The sequence below is a fragment of the Pseudomonas sp. ArH3a genome, assembly GCF_022648765.1.
Lineage (GTDB): Bacteria > Pseudomonadota > Gammaproteobacteria > Pseudomonadales > Pseudomonadaceae > Aquipseudomonas.
On the sequence record NZ_CP080330.1, the window covers coordinates 123989 to 143989 of the forward strand.

Consider the following 20001-nt stretch of genomic DNA (forward strand, 5'->3'; position numbering starts at 1 on the left):
ATCACCTCGCCATCTCGCTAAATTCCCGGCCTCACTCATCAGAGGTTGGGATTACATGCCCTTTACACATCACAGACTTGCCCTTGTCCTGGCCCTTGCGCTCAGCGCCACCAGCCTTCCCTACGCACAGGCGCGAGGCGATATCGAGTACGCGCCGTACACATCTCACCCCTACGACGCGATTGACGACAACTGGCTGCAAAAGCCCCCACAGCAAGCAGCACCGGTCAAAGGGGACCTTACCGGCCAGGCCACCTCGTACAATGGCCTGCAAATCGCGAAGGTTCTGGAACCTGCGTTGATGGGCTTGCTGGAGCCTGATGATTTGGACTCGCAAGACCTCAAGGACTTAGAGACACTCACGGACACGTTGAGCAAACACCCCGGTGGGATCGGCGCCATCCTCGAACAGTTAGCCGGCAGCCAGAATGCCAACTTGGCTGCCGCCACCCAAAACGCCACGCAGCAGCTCGGTACCCAACTGCTCTCAACCCTGCGCACCCTGCCCACTGACGACAACGGACATTTCTGGGCGCAAGGCCTTGGCAACGACGCCAGCCTCGACAAACAACGCGGCAGCGCCGGTCTGAAATATGGCACCCAAGGTTTGTTGCTGGGCGCCGACTGGGCGCTGGATCACGCCTGGCGCGTAGGTGTGATGGGTGCAAAATCCACCAGCCACTTTGACGCAAAACGCTTTTCCGCCGACCTGGACAGCTGGCACCTGGGTGGATACGCCGTGCGTCAGGATGGGCCGTTGGCCCTGCGCCTGGGTGCGGTCTACAGCGACCATACCGGGCAGAACAAGCGCAACGTCACCCTGTTTGAATACAAGGAGCAGCTCAAGGGCAACTACAACGCCCAAAGCCAAACCGTGTTCTCCGAGCTGGGCTATCTACTGGGCAGTGAAGACTTGTACATGGAGCCCTTCGCAGGCCTTGGGTTTCAGCGCTATCACCGCGACAGCTTCAAGGAGACAGGTGGCCTGGCCGCACTGAACGTTGGCTCACAAACTCAGAAAAACCTGAGCAGCACCTTCGGCCTGCGCCTGGCCACGGTGTACCACTTCGACAACCGGATGAGCCTCACACCACACTTGAGTACGAGCTGGAAACACCTCTACGGCGAAGTCGAAAGCCAAGTACGCCAATCCTCTCGCGCTGCGCCGCTCATTGATGCGTTCACCATCACAGGTACGTCTCTGGACCGTAACAGCCTGGACCTGCAAACCGGCCTGGACCTTGCCTTGTCGACACAACATAGCGTCGGTCTAACCTACAGCGCCCAAGCCGGTACCAACAGCCGCAGCCAGGGCCTGATGGGGCAGTGGAAAATGAGTTTTTAAACCCGCCGGGCAGTCAAGGCAGACGTGCTTTGTTGTGGGAGCCGGCTTGCCTGCGATGCAGGCACCTCGCAGTGTCAGGCACTGCGTCGAGGCCATCGCAGGCAAGCCACACTTAACCGAGCACGCCCTCAATACGCAGGCGAAAAAAAAGGGGGGCACCTGCCCCCCCGAGGATTAAACGTTAGCCTCGAAGACTGTTAATCAGCCTTCGATTTCAATCAGTATTTCGCCAGGGTTTACCCGGTCGCCCTTGGCCACATGAACGGCGCTGACCTTGCCGGCAATCGCAGCCTGCACTTCGGTTTCCATCTTCATGGCTTCGGTAATCAACACGGCCTGGCCGGCTTTCACCACGTCGCCCTCCTTGACCAGCACGTCGACGATGTTGCCCGGCATCGCCGTGCTGACATGGCCGGGCTCGGTGGCGTGCTTGCGCTTGCTGCCGCCACTGCTGACAAACTCGTTGAGCGGTTCGAACACCACTTCTTCCGGCATGCCATCGATGGACAGGTAGAAGTGGCGCTTACCTTCGGCCTTGACGCCGACACCGGTGATATCGACGCGGTAGCTTTCGCCGTGTACGTCGATAACGAACTCAGTCGGTACACCTTCGCCACCGGCACGGGCCACGCCGCCGGCTTCCGGAATCGGCAGCAGCACTTCGGGCGTCAGGGTGCCGGCGTCACGTTCTTCGAGGAACTTGCGGCCGATGTCCGGGAACATTGCGTAGGTCAGCACGTCTTCTTCGGACTTGGCCAACGCACCGATTTCGCCGCGCAGCTTGGTCATTTCCGGCTTGAGCAAGTCGGCTGGGCGCACGTCGATCACTTCTTCGCTGCCGATGGCCTGGCGACGCAGTTTTTCGTTCACAGTGCCCGGCGCCTTGCCGTAGCCGCCTTGCAGGTAGAGCTTCACTTCGTTGGTGATGGTCTTGTAGCGCTCGCCGGCCAGCACGTTGAAGAACGCCTGGGTGCCGACAATCTGCGAGGTCGGCGTCACCAGCGGCGGGAAGCCGAGGTCTTCCCGTACCCGTGGGATTTCGGCCAGCACTTCGCTCATGCGGTTCAGAGCACCCTGCTCTTTCAACTGGTTGGCCAGGTTGGAGATCATCCCGCCCGGTACCTGGTTGACTTGCACGCGGGTGTCGACGGCGGTGAACTCGCTTTCGAACTGGTGGTACTTCTTACGCACGGCGTAGAAGTACAGGCCAATTTCCTGCAGCAGTTCCAGGTCGAGGCCGGTGTCGAATTCGCTGCCTTTGAGGGCGGCAACCATCGACTCGGTGCCCGGGTGGCTGGTGCCCCAAGCGAAGCTGGAGATCGCCGTGTCGATGTGGTCGGCACCGTTTTCGATGGCCTTGAGTTGGCACATCGCGGCCAAGCCGGCCGTGTCATGGGAGTGAATAAAGATGGGCAGACTTTGTTCGGCTTTCAGCGCCTTGACCAGTTCACCGGTGGCGTACGGGGTCAGCAGGCCGGCCATGTCCTTGATCGCGATCGAGTCGCAACCCATCGACTCCAGTTGCTTGGCCTGGGCCACAAAGGCTTCGATGGTGTGCACCGGGCTGGTGGTGTAGGCGATGGTGCCTTGGGCGTGTTTGCCGGCGGCTTTCACCGCCTCGATAGCCACGCGCAGGTTACGCACATCGTTCATCGCGTCGAAGATGCGGAACACGTCGATGCCATTCACGGCAGCCTTGGCGACGAAGGCTTTGACCACGTCGTCGCTGTAGTGGCGGTAGCCCAGCAGGTTCTGGCCGCGCAGCAGCATCTGCAGGCGGGTGTTGGGCAACGCGGCGCGCAGCTGGCGCAGGCGCTCCCACGGGTCTTCTTTGAGGAAGCGTACGCAGGCGTCGAAGGTTGCGCCGCCCCAAACTTCCAGAGACCAGTAGCCAACTTTGTCGAGCTTGTCGCAGATCGGCAGCATGTCGTCGGTGCGCATGCGGGTCGCCAGCAACGATTGGTGGGCGTCGCGCAGGATGGTGTCGGTTACGAAGATTTTTTTAGACATTGGAATATTCCTCACAGGCCTGCGTGGGCGGCGATGGCGGCGGCGATGGCCAGGGCCAGCTCTTCGGGTTTGCGCTTGATCGAGTAGTTGGTCAGCTCAGGGTGGCTTTCCACAAAGCTTGTATTAAATTGGCCGCTGCGGAATTCCGGGTTGCGCAGGATTTCTTGGTAGTAGGCGGCGGTGGTCTTCACGCCCTGCAGGCGCATGTCGTCCAGGGCACGCAGGCCGCGGTCCATGGCTTCTTCCCAGGTCAACGCCCACACCACCAGTTTCAGGCACATGGAGTCGTAGAACGGCGGGATGGTGTAGCCGGTATAGATCGCCGTGTCGGTACGCACGCCGGGGCCGCCGGGCGCGTAGTAACGGGTAATCTTGCCGAAACTTGGCAGGAAGTTGTTCTTCGGGTCTTCGGCGTTGATACGGAACTGCAACGCGAAACCACGGTGCTGGATGTCTTCCTGTTTCACTGACAGCGGCAGGCCCGAGGCGATGCGGATCTGCTCGCGAACGATGTCGATGCCGGTGATTTCTTCGGTGATGGTGTGTTCCACCTGCACCCGGGTGTTCATTTCCATGAAGTACACCTCGCCCTCGGCGAGCAGGAACTCCACGGTACCGGCGTTCTCGTAGCCCACGGCCTTGGCCGCGCGCACCGACAGGTCGCCGATGTAAGCGCGCTGTTCCGGGGTGAGTTGCGGGCTTGGGGCGATTTCGATGAGCTTCTGGTTACGGCGCTGGATCGAGCAGTCGCGCTCGAACAAATGCACCACATTGCCGAAGCTGTCACCGAGGATCTGCGCCTCGATGTGCTTGGGATTGACGATGCATTTTTCCAGGAACACTTCCGCCGAGCCGAACGCCTTGGTGGCTTCGGAGATCACGCGAGGGAAGGCTTGTTCGAGTTCTTCGCGGCTGTTGCAACGACGAATACCACGACCGCCGCCACCGGAGGTGGCCTTGAGCATCACCGGGTAACCAATGCGGTCGCCTTCGGTGAGGGCTTCAGCGATGTCGGCAACGTTGCCTTCAGTGCCGGGCGTCACTGGCACGCCGGCCTTGATCATGCTGCGGCGCGCTTCGGTCTTGTCGCCCATGCGGCGGATCACTTCCGCCGACGGGCCGATGAATTTGATCCCACGTTCGGCGCAGATGTCTGCCAGCTCGGCGTTTTCCGATAGGAAACCGTAGCCGGGGTGCAGCGCATCACAGCCGGTTTCCACGGCCAGGTTCACCAGCTTGCGCGGGTTCAGGTAGCCGGCCAGGGGCTCGGCACCAATGCTGTGGGCTTCGTCAGCACGTTTTACGTGCAACGCATGGCGGTCGGCGTCCGAGTAAACCGCGACCGAGCGAATGCCCATCTCGGCGCAGGCACGCACGATTCGTACGGCAATCTCACCCCGGTTGGCGATCAGGATCTTTTTTATCACTTGGAAATTCCCTTGAGCCGATTGCTGCGTTCTTCGACCCGCTGGATCCGAGTCGGCGCGTGACCAAATGTTTCATGACAGTCGCGAGACACACACTATGCGCACCGGAGGATTAACAAAAATCAATAATTATTGGGTTGTGTATAAGTAAAGACTTATAGTTGGCCGGACAGCCTGGGGCGAGAGGATTTAAATAGTGCGTAAGTCATTGATGCGTATGACATTACGGCAATTGCAGATCTTCAATGAAGTCTGTGATTTGCGTTCCTACAGCCGTGCCGCCGAGGAAATGTCCCTCACACAACCAGCCGTTAGCCTACAAATTCGCCAGCTAGAAGAGCTGGTCGGCCAGCCGCTGTTCGATTACGTCGGCAAAAAGCTCTACATGACCGAAGCCGCCGAAGCCTTGCAACGGGCCAGCCGCGACATTTTCGGGCGCCTGGAAAACCTCGATATGCAGCTGTCGGACATGCAAGGCTCGCTGCAGGGCCAGCTGAAGTTGGCGATCGAATCCAGCGCCAAGTACTTCGTGCCCCACCTGTTTGCCGCCTTCAAGCGCCAGCACCCGGAAGTGCAATTGCACCTGACGGTGGTCAACCGCGCCCAGGTGATTCGCCGGCTTTCGGATAACCGCGATGATCTGGTGATCATGTCCATGGTGCCCCAGGACATGGGATTGGAATTTCTGCCGTTTCTGAACAACCCGATTGTCGCCGTGGCGCCGCTCGATCATCCTTTGAGCCTGCAAGGCCCGCTGCGCTTGCAGGACCTGGAGCCTTACACGCTGCTGCTGCGCGAGCCGGGTTCCGGCACGCGGCTGGCTTGCGAGGAGTACTTCAAGGAGAAACGCGTGCACTTCACCCAGACGGTGGAAGTGGCGTCGGCCGAGGCGCAGCGTGAGTGTGTGAGCGCGGGGTTGGGCGTGGCGCTGCTGACGCGCCACGCGGTCAACCTGGAACTGGCCATCGGCGGGCTCAAGGAGCTGCCGGTGGAAGAACTGCCGCTGTACCGCAGCTGGTGCCTGGTGCAGGCCAAGGCCAAGCGCCTGTCACCAGTGGCCCATGCGTTCCTGGGCTTTATCCGCAGCGAGCGGGTGCAGATCAGCGCGTTGGCTGAACGCTTCGCTGGGCAGCCGCGGGTGCCTGCCAGTGGAGTTCCGGGTAGTCACTGATGCTCTGGAGTAATTGGCGCTCCTCACAACGGTCTTCGATTGCACGACGGAACGCCATGCGGCGCTGGTCTTCCTGCTGACGACGGGTTTTGACGGTGCTGCTGTCTTCGTATTGCCGGGCCATGTTGAGTCTCCCAATGCGAGTACGGGGAGGTCAGGATGGGCGCGGGGGATGACGGTTTGGCGGCGCGCGGGTTACAGGACGATGAATATTCGGAAATTGGCGCAAAGCCAATGTGGGAGCTGGCTTGCCTGCGATGGCGATGCATCAGCCACCCAATATGGCAACTGACAGACCGTAATCGCAGGCACGCCAGCTCCCACATTTTTGACCGCGCTCAGCCTTTGATCAGTCGTCGAGGGCTTTGACGGACTTAGGCGACAACCGCAGGCTGCGCAAGCTGCGCTTCACGCTCTTGAGGTGGTTGACCAGGCTCGGCCCGCGCGCCATGGCTACACCCATCGCCAGCACGTCAATCACCACCAAGTGGGCGATGCGCGAGGTCAGCGGCGTGTAGATTTCGGTGTCTTCGTGCACATCGATCGCAAGGTTGACGGTAGACAGCTCCGCCAACGGCGTCTGGCTTGGGCACAAGGTAATCAGCGTCGCGCCGCTTTCACGCACCAGGTTGGCGGTGATCAGCAGGTCTTTGGAGCGGCCGGACTGGGAAATGCAGATGGCCACATCGGTCGGTTTCAACGTAACCGCCGACATCGCCTGCATGTGCGGGTCGCTGTAGGCCGCTGCGGTGAGCAACAGGCGGAAGAATTTGTGCTGGGCATCGGCAGCCACGGCGCCGGAAGCACCGAAGCCGTAAAACTCGACGCGCTGGGCCTGGGACATCGCGGTCACGGCCTTCTGCAACTCCACCGGGTCGAGCTTCTCGCGCACTTCCATGAGGGTGTGCAAAGTGGTGTCGAAGATTTTCAGGCTGTAGTCAGCAACAGAATCGTCTTCGTGAATCGCAAACTGCCCGAAGCTCGCCCCCGCTGCCAGGCTCTGGGCCAGCTTGAGTTTCAAGTCCTGGAACCCGGAGCAACCGATGGCGCGGCAAAAGCGCACGATGGTCGGCTCACTAATGCCCACGCTGTGGGCCAGGTCGGCCATGGAACTGTGCATCACGGCCGCAGGGTCAAGCAGCACGTGATCGGCAACCTTGAGTTCCGATTTGCGTAACAGGTGGCGCGACTGGGCGATATGTTGCAACAGGTTCAAAGGGCAGGACTCTTGTTATTGGCAGGTGCCAGGGATGTAGCAAGCTTGTAGTTATACTACAAGAATTACCGTTTTGCCCGTCCGATGCATCACTAAATCGCCCTGATGCCCTTTGAATCAGCGGGGGGCCGGCATGTAGCCACACGGGCGGCCTGGCGCGCTTTAAGGAAAGTCTGCATTTTTGCGTAACAATTCTGCTAGCCCTTGCGCCTCCATCGGCCGGCTGATCAGGTAGCCCTGCACTTCATCGCAGTGTTCCCCGCGCAGGAAATCCAACTGCTGCTGATCTTCCACTCCTTCGGCAACCACCTTGAGCGCCAGCCCATGGGCCATGGCGATGATGGCGCGGGTAATGGCGGCGTCCTCGCGGCCCTGGCCCAGCCCGCGAATAAACGTCTGGTCGATCTTCACGTAGTCCACGGGGATGCGCTTGAGGTAGCTGAGGGACGAATAGCCGGTGCCAAAGTCATCGATGGCCAGCTTCACGCCCAGGTCGCGCAGTTGCTGGAAGGTGGCGATGATGTGTTCGACACTGTCGAGCAGTTGGCTTTCGGTCAGCTCCAGCTCGAGGTATTGCGGGTCCAGGCCGGTCTCTTCGAGCACCTGACGCACCAGGCTGACCAGCTTGCCTTGGCGCAGTTGATGCACGGAAAGGTTCACCGACACCCGAATCGGCGCCAGCCCCTGGCGCTGCCACTCACAGGCTTGCCAGCAGGCTTGGCGCAGCACGAATTCGCCCAGCGGTACGATCAAGCCAGTTTCTTCGGCCAGGCCGATAAAGTCCGCCGGCGGCACCATGCCCCACTGCGGGTGTTCCCAGCGAATCAGCGCCTCGGCGGCGTTCAGCTTGCCGGTAGCCAGGCACAGTTTCGGCTGGTAGAACACCGCCAGCTGGCGTTCTTCGATGGCCTTGCGCAGGTGGTTCTCCAGCTGCAAACGCTCCAGCGTGCTGGCCTGCAGGCTGTCGGTGTAGAACTGGAAGTTATTGCCGCCCAAGTGCTTGGCGTGTTGCATGGCCATGTTCGACTGGGTGACCAGTGCGGAAATTTCCCGCGCATTATCCGGCAGCAGGCTGACGCCAATAGAGGCGCTGACCACCAGCTCATGCCCTTCCACCGTCACCGGCACGCGCAGCTTGGCGAGAAGCCGAGTAGCCACACGCGCGAGGCTCGACAGGTTGCCATAGGCGTCGAACAGCACGGCGAACTCATCCCCGGACAGACGCGCGATGGTGTCGGCTTCGGGCAAGGCGTTGATCAGCCGGCGCGCCATTTTCTGCAACAACTGGTCGGCGACTTCATGGCCGAGGCTGTCGTTGAGCAACTTGAAGCGGTCCAGGTTGATATGCAGCAGCGCCAGGCTGCGCCCGCCTTGGCGCACGCGCGCATGGGCTTCGCGCAGGCGTTCGCGGAACAGCGAACGGTTGGCCAGGCCGGTCAACTCGTCATAGTGGGTGAGGTAGCGCATGCGCTCCTCGGATTCACGCCGCGCCGAAAGATCGGCGAAGAAGCCCACAATATGGCTGACTTTTCCCCGAGCATCGCGCACCACGTTCAGTTGCAGCCATTGCGGGTACAGCTCGCCGTTCTTGCGCGTTTCCACCAGCTCGCCCTGCCAGGTGCCGTGGCTGAGCAATGCCTGGCGAATCACCGGGAAATGGCGGCGGGCATCGCGAGTGCTGGGCAGCTCCACCACGTTGCGCCCGAGCATGTCATCGATTTCAAAACCGGTGACGCGGCTGAAGGCCTGGTTAACGGCGATCAGCGCGTAGTCCGGGTCAAGAATCACGATGCCTTCGCTGGCCGCTTCGAACACGGTCGACGCCAGACGCTGCTGTTCCTCCAGGACCTTGCCGGCGCTAATGTCGCGGCGAGTACCGAGCATGCGCGTGACCCGTCCGCCGGGCGTGCGCTCCACGGCGCGGCCACGGTCTTCGATCCACACCCAATGGCCATCGCCATGCCGCACGCGGTATTCGACCTGATAGTCCTCGCTGCGGCCCTTAAGGTGCTCCACCAGCGCGCGCTTGAGCAGCGGCAAGTCGTCAGGGTGCAGGCGCGGCTTGAGGTGGCTGAGCATCGCCGTGACGTATTCAGGTTCCAGGCCGAACAGTTCCTTGAGTTGGGTGTGGTGGACTTCGTCGGTTTGCATGTTCCAGTCCCACAGCCCCAGTTCGCTGGCTTGCAGGGCCATGGCCAGGCGCGCTTCACTTTTATTCAGGGCGAGGCTGGCGGCGTCCAGTTCCTGGCTGCGTTGCGCCATGCGGTCTTGCAGGCCGGTCTGGGCTTCGCGCAATTCCTGTTCGACCTGGCGCCGCTGCTCAACTTCGCGCACCAGTTCCTGATTCAACCGTTCGCTGCGCTGCTGCGCCTGCTGTAGATGCTCGATCAGTGCCTGGTTCTGGAAACGTCGCAACAACCCGCGCTGGGTCAGGCGGTTGACCTGCCACGCCACCAGGCTCAAAGAGCCCAGCAGGATTAGGCCGAGCACGCCCCAACCTTGTTGCGCAGGCGCGCCCTTCCAGAACAGATAAAGGATGGCCGGCACCAGACACGGCACGGCAAAGGACAGGAACGCGGGCAGGCTCACTGCATAGGCGACGCTGGCCGACAGCGTCGCCGCACCGAGCAGGCCGAACACCCAGGCCTGCTGCATGAAGCTGTCCGCCGGCACCAGGGCGATGGCGGCAGTGGCTAAGGTCAGGCCGCTGACCGCCGAGCCGAGCATGAACATGCGCCGCCAGATCGGTTGGGCCTGACGGCTGGGCATCGCCGAATCAAAGGCCGCCACCTGGATCACGCGCAACGCCACCAGCGCGAGCAGCCAGATCAGCCAGACGCTGTCCAACAGATATTGTTTGGGGTTCCACAGCAACCAGGCGCAGACCAGGCCATTCACCAACATCAATAAAGTCGGCAGCAATGACCCTTGGTACAGCAGGCGAGTGCGTTCGACCGCCATCTCGGTTGCGTAATGTTTACGGATGATCTGCGCAGGCGCCACCGAGGGGCCGAACAGGTCGGGACTGAGAGTCATAGGCAGTGTTCTTATAATGGTGAGCCCGAAACGTGCACGGAGCATACACAAGCAAGCGCGTGGGCCAAACTGCCCCACGTCATAAAACCCGCGCGACAAACCGCCGCAAACTCCGGAGCCAGACACCTCGAGCGAGGCACTGCGCGGGCTGCAGCCTATGACCAACCGGTCATCCATCTCGGCAGAATGTTTCCCCCCGCCCGAAGCGCTTCCTGAGGTTTCTTGCGACCACCCGGCATTGGGATTTGCCCCACTCCCCCGGGCACCCTAGAATGCGCCGATGCGCGATGATCTCTCCCTTTTGCTGAACTCCCTCAACGATGCCCAACGCCAGGCCGTAGCAGCCCCCGTTGGCCGTCAGTTGGTCCTGGCCGGTGCTGGTTCCGGTAAAACCCGTGTGCTGGTGCACCGTATCGCCTGGTTGATCCAGGTCGAAAACGCGTCCCCACACTCCATCCTGTCGGTGACCTTCACCAACAAGGCCGCTGCCGAGATGCGCCACCGCATCGAGCAGCTGATGGGCATCAGCCCGGCCGGCATGTGGGTGGGCACTTTCCACGGCCTGGCGCACCGCCTGTTGCGGGCGCATTGGCAGGAAGCGGGGCTGAGCCAGACCTTCCAGATCCTCGACAGCGATGACCAGCAACGCTTGGTCAAGCGCGTGATCCGCGAGCTGGGCCTCGATGAACAGCGCTGGCCCGCCCGCCAGGCGCAGTGGTTTATCAACGGTCAGAAAGACGAAGGCCTGCGCCCGCAACATATCCAGGCCAGCGGCGATTTGTTCCTGGCCACCATGCGCAGCATTTATGAAGCGTACGAGGCCGCCTGCGTGCGCGCCGGCGTGATCGACTTCTCCGAGCTGCTGCTGCGCGCGCTCGACCTGTGGCGAGACAACCCAGGCTTGCTGGCCCATTACCAGAAGCGCTTCCGGCACATTCTGGTGGACGAGTTCCAGGACACCAACGCCGTGCAATACGCTTGGCTGCGCTTGCTGGCCAAAGGCGGCGACAGCCTGATGGTGGTGGGCGATGACGACCAGTCGATCTACGGCTGGCGTGGCGCGAAGATCGAGAACATCTACCAGTATTCCGACGACTTCCCGGACGCGATCACTATCCGTCTGGAGCAGAACTACCGCTCCACCGCCGGCATCCTCAAGGCTGCCAACGCACTGATCGCCAATAACACCGGGCGCATGGGCAAAGAGCTGTGGACGGACGGCGGCGAAGGCGAAGCGATCAACTTGTACGCCGCGTTCAACGAGCACGATGAAGCGCGCTATGTGGTGGAAACCATCGAAAGCGCGCTGAAAACCGGCTTGGCGCGCAGCGATATCGCCATTCTGTACCGTTCCAACGCCCAATCACGTGTATTGGAAGAAGCCTTGCTGCGCGAGCGCATCCCGTACCGCATCTATGGCGGCCAGCGCTTCTTCGAGCGTGCGGAAATCAAGAACGCCATGGCCTACCTGCGCCTGCTGGAGGGCCGTGGCAATGACGCGGCGCTGGAGCGGGTGATCAATATCCCGGCGCGTGGCATTGGCGAGAAAACCGTCGAGGCCATTCGCGACCACGCACGCCACGCCGATGTGTCGATGTGGGAAGCCATGCGCTTGCTGATCGCCAATAAAGGCCTGACCGGCCGCGCCGCCGGTGCCTTGGGTGTGTTTGTCGAGCTGATCGAGAACCTGGCCGCCAAGTGCGCAGAAATGCCCCTGCACTTGATGACCCAGACCGTGATCGAACAGTCCGGGCTGATTGCCTATCACGAAGCGGAAAAAGGCGAGAAAGGCCAGGCCCGGGTAGAAAACCTTGAGGAACTGGTCAGCGCCGCCCGCGCGTTCGAGAACACTGAGGACGATGAAGAGCTGACCCCGCTCGCCGCCTTCCTCGGCCATGCTTCGCTGGAAGCGGGTGATACCCAGGCCGATGAGCATGAAGACAGCGTCCAGTTGATGACCTTGCACAGCGCCAAGGGCCTGGAATTCCCTTACGTGTTCCTGGTGGGCATGGAAGAAGGCCTGTTCCCGCACAAGATGAGCCTGGAAGAGCCCGGCCGCCTTGAAGAAGAACGCCGCCTGGCTTACGTGGGCATCACCCGGGCCATGCAGAACCTGGTGATGACCTACGCCGAGACACGACGCCTGTACGGCAGCGAGACCTACAACAAGGTGTCGCGCTTCGTACGTGAAGTGCCGAAAGGTTTGATCCAGGAAGTGCGCTTGTCCAACAGCGTCAGCCGCCCGTTCGGCGGCGGCCAGCAGCAGAACTCCAGCAGCATGTTTGCCGGCTCCGAAATTCCGGAAACGCCGTTCAGCCTTGGCCAGCAGGTCAAGCATGCGGTCTTCGGCGAGGGTGTGATCCTCAACTTCGAAGGCGCCGGTGCCCAGGCACGGGTGCAGGTGAACTTCGCCGAAGGCAGCAAGTGGCTGATGATGGGCTACGCGAAGCTCGAAGCCGTCTGACCTGAGCATTCCCACGCTCCGCGTGGGAATTCCGCCCGGGACGCTCTGCGTCGCGCTTTAACCTCGTGACTCGGAGCGTCACAGGATGCGTTACCACGCGGAGCGTGGGAACGATCGATCGGTAGGCTGGCCCTTGTTTTTGAGGAACGCGGGCCAATATCTGTAACTAGTCCTACAGACCTTTCGGGATTTGTCTTACGTAAAAGCCCGAAACATTATGCCGCTAGCCAGTGTCACGACACCTGTGCAACATGGCGCGCGTGCAATCCACAAATGGGAATTCCCTTGATGAAACGTTTTCTTAGCATCGCCATGGCGTTGTGCATCGGCCTGACGATGAGCCTCGACGCCAACGCCAAGCGCTTCGGTGGCGGCAAAAGCATGGGCTCGGCGCCGACTCACCAGACCAGCCAAATGGCTCCAGCCGCCGGTGCCGGCGGTGCAGCGGCAACGGCGGGTGCAGCCGGTGCGGCTGGCGCAGCAGCCAAAGCTGGCGGTGCTTCGCGCTGGTTGGGCCCTCTGGCCGGTATCGCTGCCGGTGGCCTGCTCGCGTCCATGTTCATGGGCGGCGGCTTCCAGGGTATGCAGATCTTCGACATCCTGATCATGGCGGTCATCGCCTTCCTGATCTTCCGCTTTATCGCCGCCCGTCGCCGCAAGCAGCAGGAGCACTTGGCTCCAGCCGGCGCGCCGATGCAGCGTGAAGCGTTCGAGCAAAAACCAGCCATGGGTTCGATCTTCGGCGGTTCGGCTGCACCTGCTGCCGCTCGTCCGGTTATCAACGCACCGGCCTGGTTCAACGAAGAGCGTTTCGTCGAAGCGGCACGCAGCCACTTCCAGTCCCTGCAGCAACACTGGGACGCCAACGAAATGGATAAGATCTCCGAGTTCGTGACCCCGCAACTGCTGGAGTTCCTCAAGCGCGAACGCGCTGACCTGGGCGATGCGTTCCAGTCGACTTACATCGACGACCTGCGCGTACAGCTGGAAGGTGTGGATGATCGCGCCGACAAGACCATCGCAACTTTGACCTTCAGCGGCGTGTCGAAGACTTCGCGTTTCGACCAGGGTGAAGTGTTCAGCGAAAGCTGGAACATGGAACGCCCGCAAGGCGACAACCAGCCATGGCTGGTTGCCGGTATCCGCCAGAACGGCTGATCGCTGCGCGTTTGAGCACTTGGTAATAAAAACCCCGGACATGTTCCGGGGTTTTCTATTTCACGGTTGCACTTATAGCGAGCTACTGTATAAAACGCCCCTATTAACCGCGCCATCTAGCAAGAGGATCCCGGCCGTGGAAGAAATCATCGAACAATTGCGTGAAGCCAACGAACCGGTCCCGGTGCCTCTGGAGCTGCCTGACGAAGACCAACTGGTGGAAATCGAGGAACAACTGTTCATCGACATCCCGTTTGTCTTCCGCGAATTCCTGCTGACCGTCAGCGACGTGGTGTATGGCAGCCTGGAGCCGGTGACCGTCACCGACCCGCAGTCCCACACCTACCTGCCAGACGTTGCCGCCAACGCCTGGGATGCCGGCGTTGACCGCAGCATGATCCCGATCTGCCAGGACGGCGACGACTACTACTGCGTCGAAGAAGACGGCACCGTGGTGCTGTGGTCCGGCGAAGAAGAACTGGTCACCGAAGAAACTTGGGAATCGGTGTGGCACTGGGCGCGGGACGTCTGGCTGGAAAGCTGAGCCCCACACCCCGGCCTCTAGTGCTCCGGCGTATCTTTGTGGTTATCCAGGGTCTCCAGCAAGGCGACCTGCATCCGCGTATGCACGCGGATGAACCACCGCCAGAGCACCGCCGCCACCGCTGCCGCCACCACGGCGATCAGCACCAGCAACTTGTTGGTCGGCAAAATACTGGCCGACAAGGCTGCCAGTAGCAGGAAAATCACCAGCAGCGAGAGGATGGGGATCAGTTCGGCGATCACTCGTCGCACGCGCTGGGTATGCCGCCCGGCCATTTCCGGCTTCACGCTCATCTCCGCCAGCAACATCGACAGCGCCTTGAGCTTGCGATACGCCGCAATCAAAAACGGCAGCGACAACAACAACGCCCCGCCCCAGATCAACGCCTTCTGCCAACTTGGGTCACTGATCCAACCCTCCAGGTACCCACCGATGCGTGCCGCGAAGAAGCTGCCAGTAAAGAAGATCGCCACCACCAACGCCAGGTTTACACCCACTTGCAGGATGATCTTGCGAATCATCGACGCAAGCATTGCACCCTCACCCTGAGGCTGAATGCTGCGCAGCCACTCGCCATACATGCCAAACACCCGGCTCATGCGTTTGGGCATCACCGCCGCAATCTTCAACGACAACGGGTCGGCGCCGCGAATCAGGTACGGCGTGAGCAACGTGGTGATTGCCGACACGGCCACGGCCACTGGATAGAGGAAATCGCTGGTCACCTGCAAGGTCATGCCCAACGCGGCGATGATGAAGGAAAACTCGCCAATCTGTGACAGCCCCATGCCCACCCGCAACGAGGTGCGGCCGTCGTTGCCGGCGATAAACGCCCCCAGACCGCAGGACAACATCTTGCCCAGCACCACCGCCACGGTAATGACCGCGATCGGCCACGCGTATTGCAGCAGGATCTGTGGGTCGATCATCAAGCCAATCGCCACAAAGAAGATCGCGCTGAACATGTCGCGAACGGGTTCGATCAGGCGCTCAATCTTAATCAACTGACGAGATTCGGCCATGATCGCGCCAATCAGGAACGCGCCCAGCACCATGCTGTATTCGAGCTTCACCACCAGCAGGCAGAAGCCGAAACACAGGCCCAATACGGTGATCAACAGCATCTCGTTACTTTCGAACTTGGCCACGTAGGCCAGCAGGCGCGGCACCAGCAGAATGCCAATCACCAGCGCGACGATCATGAACAGCGAGAGCTTGCCGACCGTGGAGAATACCTCTCCGGAACTGACCGTACCGCTCACGGCAATGCTCGACAGCAAGGCGATGATGCCGATACCGAGGATGTCCTCAACGATCAGCACGCCGAAAATCAGCTGGGCGAAGCGCTGGTTTTTCATCTTCAGGTCGTTGAGCGCCTTGACGATGATGGTGGTCGAGGAAATCGCCAGGATCGCGCCGAGGAACAGCGAGTCCATGGTGTTCCAGTCGAACCAGCGGCCGATTTCGTAGCCGATCCAGATCATCAGAATGATCTCGAGGAACGCGGCGATAAACGCCGTGGCGCCGACCTTGAACAGCTTGCGCAGGCTGAACTCCAGGCCCAGGCAGAACATCAGGAAGATCACCCCCAGCTCGGCGAGGGTCTTGATCGTGTCTTCGTCGTGGATCAGGCCGAAGGGCGGGGTGTGGGGGCCGATGATGAACCCGGCAACGATATACCCCAGCACCACGGGCTGCTTGAGGCGGTGAAACAGGATGGTGACAACCCCCGCCACCAGCATGATCACGGCCAAGTCCTGGATAAAACTGATGGCGTGCATGGCGAGGGGCTCCTTAAGGGTACTGGCGCTTTTCCCACTTCCACCCGGACCTTGGAACGGTCGCAATAAGCGGAAGGAAAAGTCGGCCTTTGTCGTAAGAAATGCCCTGAGACGGGCTTTTGAAGGTTAACACCGCGACTTCCGGCAAAAAGCCGGTGCAATATATGGAAACAGATCGGTGCCCGCGTGACGGCAAGCCGCCCACTGGCGTCCCGTAAGGGAGAGCGCTGCAAAGATTCCAGCACCCACAGAGGTGCCTCCCCAACCGATGCCTACAACCCGTGAGTGTGCTATGGAACCCGGAAACGCCCAGCTGTCGATGACGGTATTGATGACCCCTGACATGGCCAACTTCTCAGGCAATGTGCACGGCGGCACCCTGCTCAAGTACCTCGACGAAGTGGCCTACGCCTGCGCGAGCCGTTATGCCGGCCGCTATGTGGTGACCTTGTCGGTCGACCAGGTGATTTTTCGTGAGCCGATCCATGTCGGTGAACTGGTGACCTTCCTCGCCTCGGTCAACTACACCGGCAACACGTCGATGGAAGTGGGGATCAAAGTGGTGACCGAGAACATCCGCGAGCGCTCGGTGCGCCATACCAACAGCTGCTTCTTCACCATGGTGGCCGTGGACGACCAGCGCAAACCCGCCGTCGTACCGCCGCTGCAGCCGCAGAACAGCGAAGACAAACGCCGGTTCGTGCAGGCGCAGCAGCGTCGGCAGATTCGCCAAGAGCTGGAAAAACGCTACCAGGAAATCAAAGCCGACGGGCCGTAAGGCTCATTCCAACACGCAAAGAGGAAAGTGAGCACACACGCCGAAGCGCTGATCCAGCTGGTTCATGCGTTTCACGTGATCTTCGATCGTGTCTCGCCCGACTTTCTCGTTGGTGTCACGGTAGAACTGGGCCATGAGGCTATCGATCGCAGCTACCCGAGTGCGTACGGCAGGGCCCACCGGTTGCAGCCATTGCTCAAGCACAGCACTCTCGGTATCGCGCAGGTATGAACGGTACTTGTCGCGATAAATGCCCAACGTGCGTGCGTGTTGTTCCGTGACACCTTTATAGAACAATCGGAAGTTCTGCCGAAACTGATTCCAGTAGTCCTCAGGCAGAGTAAAACTGCCCAGGAACGCCTTGCGATCGGCAACGGACTCATCCTCAAGCAGTGCCGGCGAGATCGGCTGGCGATCAGTAACGTTGGGCTCGCGATGCTCGATCGATTGCACGCTGGCCTCGATGATCTTATCCATCATCGCCGTACGCTTCAGGGTGTCCGGTAATTGACCGGGTATGACGGGGCGCTCGGTCACGCCAGACTCACTGACGTGAGGGCTGCAACCGCCCAGAAGCAAGGTCAGGGCCAGCGCAGCAGAACTCAGTGACGAATGCGACATGGTCGTCCTCATTGAGCGTAAGGGGCCAAAAGCCCGGAAGCCTATCGCTGCCCCTTGCGGTACTCGATCAGACTAATCCCTAAAAGCTGATCGGTGTCGCCTCAAAACGTACTCGAGGATGGGCTATGCGGTCCTGGGCGCGCACCAGTTCCAGCTCGTAGCTCGCGCAGGCCTGGGTTTCCAGCAGCACTTCATGCACCGCCGCCGCCGTGAACTCAAAGGCCGCCAACAGGCTGTCGCCCAACAGCACCCGCGCCAGGAACAATCCCGACGTCAAGTCGCCCACGCCCACCGGCTGACGCGGGAAGGCCAACAGCGGCCGACGCAAGTGCCAGCTGCCTTCAGCCGTTACCAGCAGCATCTCAAAGCCATCCGGTAGCTTGCCCGGATAATCCAAGTGCTTGACCAGCACGGCCTTGGGCCCGAGAGCCAGCAGCGCCCTGGCCATGCCCAGGCAATCAAACAGCGATTGCGGCTTGCGCCCGGAAAAGCTGTCCAGCTCCAGCTGGTTGGGGCAGAGGAAATCCGCCATGGCCGCCGCCTCGTCCAGCAGAAAATCGCTGACTTCCTGGGGCACGATGCAGCCCTTTTCCGGGTGGCCCATCACCGGGTCGCACAGGTACAAGGCCTTGGGGTTGATGGCCTTGATGCGCGCCACGCCGGTAAGAATCGCACGGCCTTGGTCGGCACTGCCCAGGTAGCCGGACAGCACCGCATCGCAGTTACCCAGCTCGCCAATCGCGGCAATGCCTTCCACCAGCGCCGGAATTTGCTGCGACGCCAACACTTCGCCCGCCCACTGACCATACTGGGTGTGGTTGGAGAACTGCACCGTGTTGAGCGGCCAGACGTTCACCCCGACCCGCTGCATGGGGAATACGGCGGCGCTGTTTCCGGCGTGGCCAAAGACCACATGAGACTGGATCGCAAGCAGATGAGGTGTGCGTTTCATGCGGGAGATTTCCGTAAAGCCGTTGAAATTCTGGCCGCGCAGTATGCGACTAAACACAGCCTATACGACAGGCCGGCGACACAGTTAAGCTGCTCTCACTTTGTTGGAGTTCACTGCATGCTGACCCTGGGAAACATCTTCGTATTGATGCTGTTGGCGACCGGCGCCGCTTGGGTGTGGCACAACCACGGCCTGCGCGAGCGGGCGCTGGAGCGGGTCAAGCAGCATTGCGCCAAGCTTGATATCGAACTGCTCGACGGCGCAGTAGCGCTAAAGCGCATCGGTTTTGTGAAAGATGCCAATGGTCGGCGCCGTCTGGCGCGCATCTATAACTTTGAGTTCACCGTGACCGGCGAAGCCCGCCATCCTGGGACAATCACCCAATTTGGCGCCCACAGCGCGCAGATCGAACTGGCGCCCTACCCGTTCGAGATCAAAACGCCGCTGCCCAGCGCTGAAGTGATCGAGCTGAGCCAATGGCGCCAGGACCACGCCAGCAAGAACCGTCACTGACGGCAGGCCGCTAACGCACGCTGCAAGGCGGCCACGTCCTGTGGCTGGCCAAAGATCAATTCAATACGTGAGTCGCGACGCCATTCGCTGGGTTGCCAGGTGAGGGTGCTGTTATCCACAGCATTGGCGCTGACCCAACCTTCGGTGCTGTGGATAACCAGTTTGGCACGGCGCCACTCAAGACTTGTCAGCCAGTGATGCAAGCGCTGGGTGGCAAAGTGCTGGCTCGGGTGCCAGCGCCATCCAATACTCCACCCGCCTTCTTGAGCCTGGCTGAGGCAGATGGGCTGCGCGGGGTCGGTCCAGATAGCCGGCAGCTGCGCCAAGCCTTTGGGCACGTCGAAGTTATCCACAGCCGCGTTGGCCTGCGCATTCAGGCCCGGCAACCGTTCGAGCGGCAATTGCGCCTGGCGCGTCCAGTAAAGCGGGCAGTCGGGTAATTGCTGTTCAATGGCCTGGCGCTGCGCGGCATCCAGCGACTCATCCTTGTTCAACACCAACAGCCCGGCACTGGCCAGCGTCTCGCGTTGCGCATCAGGCAACGGTTTGCCCGCCGCCAGCGCCTCGGCATCCAGCACCAGCACGCACGGCTGAACCGCCAACACGCCCTGCCACGGCGCCTGCCGCAATTGCTTGAGCAATTGCGCCGGGTGGCCAAGGCCCGAGGGTTCGATAAACAGCCGATCCGGCTTGGCCTTACGCAGCAGGCGGCCCAGGCCTACCTGGAACGGTGCACCATTCACACAACACAGGCAGCCGCCCGCTACTTCGCCCAGGGCAATGCCGTCGTCATCCTGGGTCAGCAAGGCGGCGTCCAGGCCGATCTGCCCGAACTCGTTGATCAACACCGCCCAGCGCTCGTTGGCCGGGCGTTGGGCAAGCAGGTGCTTGATCAGGCTGGTCTTGCCGGCGCCCAAAGGCCCGGCAATCACGTGGGTGGGAATGTTCTGCAGCATGTTGGGCATCTTTCAGACCGTGTAGAGCG

At 61.0% G+C, this 20001-nt stretch carries 16 protein-coding genes; 7 read left to right on the forward strand and 9 right to left on the reverse strand.

The window, feature by feature from the left end:
• Positions 1–55: 55 nt before the first annotated feature.
• Positions 56–1345, forward strand: coding sequence for an autotransporter outer membrane beta-barrel domain-containing protein (locus tag K0P33_RS00545; RefSeq protein WP_242153546.1), 1290 nt, complete (start codon positions 56–58; stop codon positions 1343–1345).
• 201 nt (positions 1346–1546) lie between these two features.
• Here the strand turns inward: K0P33_RS00545 and oadA are convergent, their stop codons facing one another.
• The gene (gene oadA / locus K0P33_RS00550) at positions 1547–3355 is read right to left on the reverse strand and encodes a sodium-extruding oxaloacetate decarboxylase subunit alpha (RefSeq protein WP_094949010.1); all 1809 of its coding nucleotides are present in this window, start codon (positions 3353–3355) and stop codon (positions 1547–1549) included.
• An 11-nt stretch (positions 3356–3366) separates the two neighbouring features.
• Positions 3367–4782 carry an acetyl-CoA carboxylase biotin carboxylase subunit gene (locus tag K0P33_RS00555; RefSeq protein WP_003213442.1) on the reverse strand — a complete coding sequence of 472 codons (1416 nt, stop codon included), beginning with the start codon at positions 4780–4782 and terminating at the stop codon, positions 3367–3369.
• 196 nt (positions 4783–4978) lie between these two features.
• Between K0P33_RS00555 and K0P33_RS00560 the strand changes: the two genes are divergently transcribed.
• The gene (locus K0P33_RS00560; RefSeq protein ID WP_094949011.1) at positions 4979–5953 is read left to right on the forward strand and encodes a LysR family transcriptional regulator; all 975 of its coding nucleotides are present in this window, start codon (positions 4979–4981) and stop codon (positions 5951–5953) included.
• Here K0P33_RS00560 and K0P33_RS00565 read toward each other — a convergent pair.
• From K0P33_RS00565 to K0P33_RS00575, 3 genes are all read right to left on the reverse strand, one after another.
• Entirely contained in the window at positions 5883–6077 is a 195-nt protein-coding gene (locus K0P33_RS00565; RefSeq protein ID WP_082895969.1) for a hypothetical protein, read from the reverse strand. The two genes, K0P33_RS00560 and K0P33_RS00565, sit on opposite strands and share 71 nt — an antisense overlap.
• A gap of 225 nt (positions 6078–6302) precedes the next feature.
• Positions 6303–7169 (reverse strand): transcriptional regulator HexR, encoded by an 867-nt coding sequence (gene hexR, locus K0P33_RS00570; RefSeq protein ID WP_010168370.1) that lies wholly within the window; start codon positions 7167–7169, stop codon positions 6303–6305.
• A gap of 162 nt (positions 7170–7331) precedes the next feature.
• Positions 7332–10205 carry a GGDEF domain-containing phosphodiesterase gene (locus tag K0P33_RS00575; RefSeq protein ID WP_242153548.1) on the reverse strand — a complete coding sequence of 958 codons (2874 nt, stop codon included), beginning with the start codon at positions 10203–10205 and terminating at the stop codon, positions 7332–7334.
• Between the two features lie 280 nt (positions 10206–10485).
• On the opposite strand from K0P33_RS00575, the gene uvrD reads away from it, so the two are divergent.
• The 3 genes from uvrD (at position 10486) to K0P33_RS00590 (ending at position 14371) form a co-directional block, all read left to right on the forward strand.
• Positions 10486–12669 carry a DNA helicase II gene (gene uvrD / locus K0P33_RS00580; RefSeq protein WP_242153550.1) on the forward strand — a complete coding sequence of 728 codons (2184 nt, stop codon included), beginning with the start codon at positions 10486–10488 and terminating at the stop codon, positions 12667–12669.
• 288 nt (positions 12670–12957) lie between these two features.
• Positions 12958–13827, forward strand: coding sequence for a Tim44 domain-containing protein (locus K0P33_RS00585; protein ID WP_242153552.1), 870 nt, complete (start codon positions 12958–12960; stop codon positions 13825–13827).
• Between the two features lie 136 nt (positions 13828–13963).
• Positions 13964–14371 (forward strand): SMI1/KNR4 family protein, encoded by a 408-nt coding sequence (locus K0P33_RS00590; protein WP_017739032.1) that lies wholly within the window; start codon positions 13964–13966, stop codon positions 14369–14371.
• A 17-nt stretch (positions 14372–14388) separates the two neighbouring features.
• On the opposite strand, the gene K0P33_RS00595 is transcribed toward K0P33_RS00590, so the two are convergent.
• The gene (locus K0P33_RS00595; RefSeq protein ID WP_242153554.1) at positions 14389–16152 is read right to left on the reverse strand and encodes a cation:proton antiporter; all 1764 of its coding nucleotides are present in this window, start codon (positions 16150–16152) and stop codon (positions 14389–14391) included.
• 292 nt (positions 16153–16444) lie between these two features.
• On the opposite strand from K0P33_RS00595, the gene K0P33_RS00600 reads away from it, so the two are divergent.
• Positions 16445–16930, forward strand: coding sequence for an acyl-CoA thioesterase (locus K0P33_RS00600; RefSeq protein WP_094949016.1), 486 nt, complete (start codon positions 16445–16447; stop codon positions 16928–16930).
• A gap of 3 nt (positions 16931–16933) precedes the next feature.
• On the opposite strand, the gene K0P33_RS00605 is transcribed toward K0P33_RS00600, so the two are convergent.
• Together K0P33_RS00605 and pdxY are read right to left on the reverse strand one after the other, a co-directional pair.
• Positions 16934–17551: a hypothetical protein gene (locus K0P33_RS00605; RefSeq protein WP_094949017.1), complete on the reverse strand. Its 618-nt coding sequence runs from the start codon at positions 17549–17551 to the stop codon at positions 16934–16936.
• Between the two features lie 79 nt (positions 17552–17630).
• Positions 17631–18503: a pyridoxal kinase PdxY gene (gene pdxY / locus K0P33_RS00610; RefSeq protein ID WP_242153556.1), complete on the reverse strand. Its 873-nt coding sequence runs from the start codon at positions 18501–18503 to the stop codon at positions 17631–17633.
• A 117-nt stretch (positions 18504–18620) separates the two neighbouring features.
• Here pdxY and K0P33_RS00615 point away from each other — a divergent pair, with 117 nt between their 5' ends.
• The gene (locus K0P33_RS00615) at positions 18621–19016 is read left to right on the forward strand and encodes a DUF3301 domain-containing protein (RefSeq protein WP_083356039.1); all 396 of its coding nucleotides are present in this window, start codon (positions 18621–18623) and stop codon (positions 19014–19016) included.
• Here K0P33_RS00615 and K0P33_RS00620 read toward each other — a convergent pair.
• Complete coding sequence (locus K0P33_RS00620) at positions 19010–19972, reverse strand: CobW family GTP-binding protein (protein ID WP_242153558.1); 963 nt, start codon at positions 19970–19972, stop codon at positions 19010–19012. The two genes, K0P33_RS00615 and K0P33_RS00620, sit on opposite strands and share 7 nt — an antisense overlap.
• Positions 19973–20001 lie beyond the last annotated feature (29 nt).